The sequence below is a fragment of the Streptomyces milbemycinicus genome, assembly GCF_002154605.1.
Classification (GTDB): Bacteria; Actinomycetota; Actinomycetes; order Streptomycetales; family Streptomycetaceae; genus Streptomyces; species Streptomyces milbemycinicus.
The window spans coordinates 1-6,056 of sequence record NZ_MUNE01001005.1 but is presented as its reverse complement, the minus strand read 5'-3'; the positions used below and the strand labels follow the sequence as shown (position 1 = coordinate 6,056).

Below are 6,056 nucleotides of genomic sequence, written 5' to 3'. Positions count from 1 at the left end.
CAGATAGGCGATGAGCGAGTGGGTGCCGTTGAGCAGCCGGAGCTTGAGCAGTTCGTACGGCTCGACGTCGTCCGTGAACAGCGCCCCCGCCAGCTCCCAGCGCGGGCGTCCGGCGGCGAAGCGGTCCTCCATCACCCACATGGAGAACGGCTCGGCCGGCACCGGTACGGCATCGCGCACCCCGAGGTGGGCCGCCACCGCCTCGCGGTAGGCGTCGGTGGTGGCGGGGACGATCCGGTCCACCATGGAGCCGGGAAACGCCACCGAACTCTCCAACCAGGGCACCAGGTCGTCGCGTTCGGCCGCCGGAAGCGCCTCGGTGAACTCGCGCACCAGCCGTCTCGTCAACTCACCGTTACCGACCAGGTTGTCGCAGCTCAGGACGGTCACCGGCCGGGCGTGGGCCCGGCTGCGGCGCTGCAGCCCGCGGACGATCCGCCCGATGGTGGTGCGCGGTGGCGCGTCGCCGCGCAGATCGGCCCGTACCGCGGGCGCGTCCAGGTCCAGGCCGTGGGTGCGCGGGGAGAAGGTGTATCCGTGTTCGGTGACCGTCAGGGTGATGACGGCCGTGCCGGGTGCGGCCAGCGCGTCGAGCACGGCGTCCGGCTGCTCCGCGGCCACCAGCGCCCCGGTGTGCACGGCGGGGACGGTCACCCGGGTGCGGCCGGGGGAGATCTCCACGACCGCGTAGCGCAGGTCCTGTTCGCGCATCGCCCGGACCACGCCGGTGGAGCGGCCGGCGACCCCGAGGATGCCCCAGGGTCCGTCGGCGCGGGCCAGCGCCGCCGCGGTGTGCACGGCCTGGTGGGCGCGGTGGAAGTTGCCGAGGCCGAGGTGCACGATGCCGGTCTCGGCCGGTTGCCGCGCGAGGGTCGGCGCGGCCGGGGGGACGGTCGCGCGGCCGAGGCGGGGCACAGTGGTCGCTCGCATCGTTCACCAGTCCGTCATCGAGCCGTCGCGGCGCCGCGCGATGGGCAGATAGGCGGGCTCGTACGGGAACCGGGCGGCCAGCGCCTCGTCGACCTCGACCCCGAGCCCGGGCTGGTCGCCGGGGTGCAGATGTCCGTCGGCGTAGCTCCACGCATGCCGGAACACCTCGTGCACGACCGGCTCATAGCCCATGTACTCCTGGATGGCGAAGTTCGGCGTCGCCAGGCCCACATGCAGCGATGCCGCGAGGGCCACCGGCGAGACATCCGAGGGACCGTGCGGGCCGAGCCGCACCTGCCAGACCTCGGCGAGCGCCGCGATCCGCCGCAGATGGCTGATCCCGCCCGCGTGGGTCACACAGGTCCGTACGAAGTCGATCAGCTGCTCGGTGATCAGCGTCTGGCACTCCCAGACGGTGTTGAACACCTCGCCGATCGCCAGCGGCACGGTGGTGTGGTGCCGGATGTGCCGCAGCACCTCCTGGTTCTCCGCCGGGGTGACGTCCTCCAGCCAGTAGAGGTCCACCTCCTCCAGCGCGCGGCCGAGCCGGGCCGCCTGGCCGGGGGTGAGCCGGTGGTGGGCGTCGTGCAGCAGCTTCAGCTCGGGGCCCACATGTTCGCGTACCGCCGCGAGAACACGCGGAGCGTGCCGCAGATAGGAGTCGGTGTCCCAGACCTCCACTGCGGGGGCCGCGCCACGGTCGGCCGGCTCGTACCCCGCTTCGCCGCTGCTCACCCCGTACACCGTGGCCAGGCCGGGGATGCCGCTCTGTGCGCGCACCGCGAGAAAGCCCTGTTCGCGCCGCTCGTCGACCGCGTCGAGCAGCTGGGGGATCTCCCAGCCGGAGGCGTGGGTGTACGTCAGGATCCGGTCGCGCACCGCGCCGCCGAGCAACTGGTACACCGGCTGGCCGGTGGCCTTCCCCTTGATGTCCCACAGCGCGAGGTCCACCGCGCCGATGGAGGTCATCGTCACCGGACCGCGGCGCCAGTACGCACCGCGGTAGAGGTACTGCCAGGTGTCCTCGATCCGCGCCGGGTCCCGGCCGATCAGCAGCGGCGCCACATGGTCGCGCAGATACGAGGCGACGGCGAGCTCGCGGCCGTTGAGCGTGGCGTCGCCCCAGCCGACCAGGCCCTGCTCGGTGGTGATCTTGAGCGCGACGAAGTTACGGCCCGGACTGGTCACGAGCACATCGACCGCGACGATGGTGTCGGTCTTGTGTGCCGGCCGGCTCATGGGGCCACCGCCACGACGTTGCGCAGCGGCTCGCCCGCGGCCAGCCGGCCGATGTTGGCGGCGATGTCATCGGCCCGGCGCGCGAAGGTCTCGCGGGTCAGACCCGAGGAGTGGGGTGTCATCAGTACGTTGTCCAGCGTCTCGAAGGGATGGTTGCCGGGGGCCGCTGAGTGTCCGTCGGCCGGGTAGCGGTACCAGACGTCGAGCGCGGCCCCGCCGATCGCGCGGTCGCTCAAGGCCCGGTAGAGCGCGTCCTCGTCCACGACCGGGCCACGGCCGACGTTGACCAGCACCGCCGCCGGGCGCATCCGGGACAGCTCGGCCGCGCCGATCAGCCCCGTGGTCCCGGGAGTCAGCGGGGCCGACACCACCACCACATCGGAGCTCTCCAGCAGCGAGCCGAGGTCGGCGATGGTCCCGGACCAGGCCAGCCCCTCGGCGGCCGCGTCCACCTCACCGCGCCTGGTGACCGCCACGCCCCGCGCGCCGAACGCCCGGAACCGCTGCCAGCAGCGGGCGCCGATATGCCCGAAGCCGACGAACCCGACGGTCGCCGCACCCAGAGTGTCGACCCACGGGGAGCTCGGGTCGTACGCGGGGGAGTCCCACCGTGCGCGGCGCAGCGCGTCGTGCTGCCGCAGAAAGCCGCGCCGCAGCAAAATGGCCGCCGACACGGCGTACTCGGCGATCGAGTCCTCGTGGTGGAAGGTGTTGGCCACCTGGGTTCCGGGGGCCAGCGAGGCGATGTCGATCCCGTCCGTGCCGGCACCGGCCGCGTGGACCAGCCGGAGCCGGGTGGCGATCGCGGCCATCCGGCCGTCGCACTTCCCCGACACCAGCACATCCGCCCCCTTCACGGCGGCCTCGACCGCCGCGGTGTCCCGGGCGTCCGGCCAGCTGACGGACACTCCGTCCGGCAGCGCGGCCTCGAACTCGGCACGCAGCGGGTCGAGATTTGCGTCGATGACCACCACGGTCAATGTGTCGGCCCTCATGACCCGCCCTTTCCGGCCGTGGGGCCGTCAGCCGTGGCGCCGTGTCCGGCGGGGCGGGTGCGGGCCGCGCCGGTCGAGCCCCGCACAATGAGCTGGGTCGGCAGCCGGAGCGTCCGCGGGGTCTGCCGCTCACCCGCGATGGCCTTCCCCAGCAGCTCCAGGCTGAGCGCACCGGCCCGCACCATCGGCACCGCGATGCTCGTCAAGGACGGCTGTGACACCTCCGCGAACGGGATGTCGTCGACCCCCACCACGCTCAGATTCTCGGGGACGCTCACCCCCAGCGCCCGCGCGCCGGAGATCACCCCGAGCGCCACCAGGTCGTTGTGCGCGATGACCGCGGAGGCGCCCGAGGCCAGCACACCGGCCGCCGCGGCGGTCCCGCCCGCCACCGTCTCGGACTGCCAGCCCAGCAGCGTCAGCTCCAGCCCGGCCCGCCCGGCCTCGGCGCGGATCAACTCCACCCGCTGGGCGTTGGACCAGGAGCGCTGCATGCCCTGGACATAGGCGATCCGCCGATGGCCGAGCGCGGCCAGATACTCGACGGCCTGGCGCATACCCTCGGCGGTGTCGGCGAGCACACAGTCGGCGCCGGTCGTCTCGCGGTTGACCAGCACGGCGGGCGTGTGGCCACAGATGTCCAAGACCTCGTCCGCGTCGAGCCGGGGCGAGCACACGATCAACCCGTCGGCCTGCTCACGCAGATGGGCGAGGACTTCGCGCTCGTGGTCGGGGTCGAAGTCGGTGTCGGCGAGTACGACGGTCTGCCTGCGGCGCCAGCCCTCGCCCTGCGCGGCCTTGACGAAGGCGCCGAATACGGGGTTGGCGATATCGGGCACGACGACGGCGACCGTGGCGGTCCCCATGTTGTCGGCCGGCTCGACGGTGCGTGTCACGGACGATTCGTAGCCGAGCTCTTGCGCAACGGTCAGTACCTTGCGCAAGGTCTGCGGTCCGAGCCGGTTGGGGTCGCTGAACGCGCGGGAGGCGGTGGACAGCGCGACATTGGCGTGCTTGGCCACCTCAGTGAGGGTGGGGGCCATGGGGGCTCCGCTCTTGGTGCGACCGAGTGGTGCAGATGAACGACATGTTTCATGGTCGTCACTCTTGCGCAACCTTGTCAACGCTTGCCAAAGCATTGGCAAGGGCGCCGGCCTGCCGTGTTGGGCGACCTGGTGGACGCCTTCACCTCGTCGATCACCATGAAGTCCACCGGTGGCGAAGGTGGCACGGGCCAACTGCGCCTGACCCTCATGACCGCGCGGGACGGCGGCTCGTCCTTCCTCCTCGGGATCGCCCAGCCCACCGGGCCGAAGGCGCGGCAGGAGGTCGACGCGGTGCCGGAGAGCGTGTCGCTCAGCTGACCCCGCATCGTGGCGGGGCCGGTGTCACGCCCGGCACTCGACGGTGCAGCCGCGGAGCTCGTAGCCGCCTATCTCGTCCTTGAAGCCGACCCCGGGCGGGGTCGCCATCCGGATGCCGGGCAGCGCGAACAGCCTGCTGAGGAAGATATCGGTCTCCAGGATCGCGATATGGGCGCCGGGGCACTTGTGCGGGCCGGCGCCGAAGGCCAGGCCGACCGCCCCGGCGCCCTCGGCCAGGGGGCGGCCGGGGCGGATCAGCTCCGGCCGCTCGCCCACCGTACGGGCGTCGACATTGGCGCTCTCCAGGTCCACATCGACCAGCGCCCCGGTCGGCACCGTCACCACCCCGTCGTCGCCGGGCAGTTCCAGCGCGGCGGTGGTACGGCGGCGCAGCCGGCCGATGACCGGCTCCAGCCGCAGGATCTCGTGCAGGACCGCGATCCGGCCGGGCTCGTCCGCGGCCCGGTACCGCCCGAGCAGCGCGTCGTCGGTGAACAGATGCCAGGCCGCGACATTGATGAACTCCCGGGTGGTGACCATGCCCGCCGCGGCGAAGGTCAGGCACTCGCCGAGGATTTCTCCGGCCGAGCACCCTTCGTCGAGCAGATGGGAGATCAGATCGTCCCGGCGCTGCCCGCGGCGGGCCCGCACGGCCGGGCGTACGTCGGCCAGATAGACCCGCAGCCAGTTCACGTTCTGCCGCAGCAGCCAGTGGATCCCATGCAGACTGGTCAACCCCGGCGTCCCGAACTTCTCGGGAAAGAAGCGCTCCAGCCGGCGCCGTATGCCGGGCCGGCTCTCCGTCAGACCGATGACGGACGCGGCCACCTCGATCGCCAGATGGAAGCTCAGATCGGCCAGGTGCGCCCGCCCCGCGGCGCGGACCTTGCCGAGCTGCGCCTCCGCGACCCGGACCATGACCTCGCGGTACCGCTCATCGACACGGCGAGGTGTGAAGAACCGGGCGGTCTGCCGCCGGTGTTCCCGGTGTTCGGGGCCGTCCCGGTACAGCACCGGCCGCCGGAGCCCCGACGGCAGCTTCTCCACGGTCTCGATGCCCAGACCGGCCTGCACAGTATCGGTGCTGCGCAACACGGCGCGGGCCTCCGCGTATCCGCACACCTGCCAGACCCCGTCGGGCCCCCGCCGTACCGGGCAGCCGGAGCGTCCGTCGGAGTCTGCCGCTCGCTCGATCTTGCGTGCCCCGTATCCCATCCGCTCCCCGTCGTGAAGCCGCGTCGCGCGGCCTGGGCCCGTCCCTTACGGACACTCGTCCCCCGCGCCGAATCGGACTAACCGGCTCCGTGCCCCGACTCGGACACCGGGCCTCGGATACCTCACGTGGTGTCAGAAGCGGGCGCCGAGGGCCGAGCCGTCGCGGGGGACAAGGAAGGTCGAGGACGGGATCGAGCCGTCCGCCGCGCGAGGGCCGGTGATCTTCGCCTGGTCGGTGCTCAGCACCGAGCCCTCGTTCCACACCCCGCCCAGGTCCCAGGAGTTGCCCTTCGAGGTGGAGCTGCCGAGCCGG

General features: G+C 72.3%; 6 protein-coding genes and 1 pseudogene. 1 reads left to right on the top strand and 6 read right to left on the bottom strand.

Annotated elements, in window-relative coordinates:
* The 4 genes from CCN51_RS50315 to CCN51_RS50300 form a co-directional block, all read right to left on the bottom strand.
* Window positions 1-930 (bottom strand): mannitol dehydrogenase family protein (locus CCN51_RS50315; RefSeq protein WP_143676194.1); only part of this gene is annotated, 930 nt, incomplete at its 3' end.
* Window positions 931-933: 3 nt separating this feature from the next.
* Window positions 934-2,169: a D-mannonate dehydratase ManD gene (gene manD / locus CCN51_RS50310; protein ID WP_014174456.1), complete on the bottom strand. Its 1,236-nt coding sequence runs from the start codon at window positions 2,167-2,169 to the stop codon at window positions 934-936.
* The gene (locus tag CCN51_RS50305) at window positions 2,166-3,164 is read right to left on the bottom strand and encodes a 2-hydroxyacid dehydrogenase (protein WP_086013643.1); all 999 of its coding nucleotides are present in this window, start codon (window positions 3,162-3,164) and stop codon (window positions 2,166-2,168) included. The genes manD and CCN51_RS50305 overlap by 4 nt, the downstream gene beginning before the upstream one ends.
* Complete coding sequence (locus tag CCN51_RS50300) at window positions 3,161-4,207, bottom strand: LacI family DNA-binding transcriptional regulator (RefSeq protein WP_014174454.1); 1,047 nt, start codon at window positions 4,205-4,207, stop codon at window positions 3,161-3,163. The genes CCN51_RS50305 and CCN51_RS50300 overlap by 4 nt, the downstream gene beginning before the upstream one ends.
* Window positions 4,208-4,324: 117 nt before the next feature.
* Between CCN51_RS50300 and CCN51_RS50295 the strand changes: the two genes are divergently transcribed.
* Window positions 4,325-4,528, top strand: a complete 204-nt coding sequence (locus CCN51_RS50295; RefSeq protein WP_014174453.1) for a hypothetical protein — start codon at window positions 4,325-4,327, stop codon at window positions 4,526-4,528.
* 24 nt (window positions 4,529-4,552) lie between these two features.
* On the opposite strand, the gene CCN51_RS50290 is transcribed toward CCN51_RS50295, so the two are convergent.
* Window positions 4,553-5,743 (bottom strand): cytochrome P450, encoded by a 1,191-nt coding sequence (locus tag CCN51_RS50290; RefSeq protein ID WP_014174452.1) that lies wholly within the window; start codon window positions 5,741-5,743, stop codon window positions 4,553-4,555.
* Window positions 5,744-5,875: 132 nt separating this feature from the next.
* Window positions 5,876-6,056: pseudogene (locus CCN51_RS50285) on the bottom strand (right-handed parallel beta-helix repeat-containing protein); the annotation flags it as partial.